Source organism: Vibrio qingdaonensis (assembly GCF_026191675.1).
GTDB classification, from domain to species: domain Bacteria; phylum Pseudomonadota; class Gammaproteobacteria; order Enterobacterales; family Vibrionaceae; genus Vibrio; species Vibrio qingdaonensis.
In genome coordinates, this window is the sequence record NZ_JAKRRY010000140.1 from 1 (window position 1) to 792 (window position 792).

Below are 792 nucleotides of genomic sequence, written 5' to 3' on the forward strand. Positions count from 1 at the left end.
ACTTGGAGTAAAACAGAAAATCATAGAAAAGTCCGGTGTTTGGTATAGCTACCAGGGAGACAAGATAGGACAAGGAAGACAGAAAGCTTGTCAGTACCTCGTCGAACACCCAGCGGTAAGCCAAGAAATTGAAGGTTTACTGCGTGCTCAATTATTAGCTCCAACAGTGCCAGCCGAAGAAAACATTCAAAGTTCTACGCCCGTAGATCAGGAAAGCCTTACCTCATAGCTACGTAAAGTGACAACAGAAAGGGGCCAGTTTATCGGCCGGAGAAACTGGCCCCATAGCACCCAATAAAAAATTCAACTGAATGCCTGCCCATGATAATTCAAAGTCCCCATAAGCACACCTGAGCATTTTATACAGTTGCATATTTATCATCGATGTATTACTGACCTTTAGCGTAGGTTGTGTTGGCCTATTTGTCCTTATTACGCTTAGCGTGAGTTGAAATTGTTTTTGGCCCTGTGTCTTTCGGCTGCGTCTGTCCTTTTTGCAGTCTAGAAATACGCTTGCCTCTTTCTGCAACCATTGTTTCTAGCTCTAGGTTTTTCTCGATAAGCGCATACATAGCCACAAATGCTTTGTGATCTGTTTCTTTGAGAGATTCGAGTATCTTCGATAATTGAAGGAAGTCATTTATGATTACAGTTCCCAACTTTGAGTCCATTCTGTCATCATGACGAGTTAACATTTTTATCATTTTTGAATGTGTTGATTTGCCCACTTTATTTCCCCGTAAATGTTGGCGGTGCGCTATAGCGCGTCAACTGCCTTGTCCGATCCAACTC

Annotated in this window: 1 protein-coding gene and 1 pseudogene; one reads left to right on the forward strand and one right to left on the reverse strand. The window is 42.6% G+C overall.

Going from position 1 to position 792, the window contains the following annotated elements:
* Positions 1-229, forward strand: a pseudogene (recA, locus tag MD535_RS25715) (recombinase RecA); the annotation flags it as partial.
* Between the two features lie 190 nt (positions 230-419).
* Here the strand turns inward: recA and MD535_RS25720 are convergent.
* On the reverse strand, positions 420-728 hold the full coding sequence (locus MD535_RS25720; protein ID WP_265678123.1) for a hypothetical protein: 309 nt from the start codon (positions 726-728) through the stop codon (positions 420-422).
* Positions 729-792 lie beyond the last annotated feature (64 nt).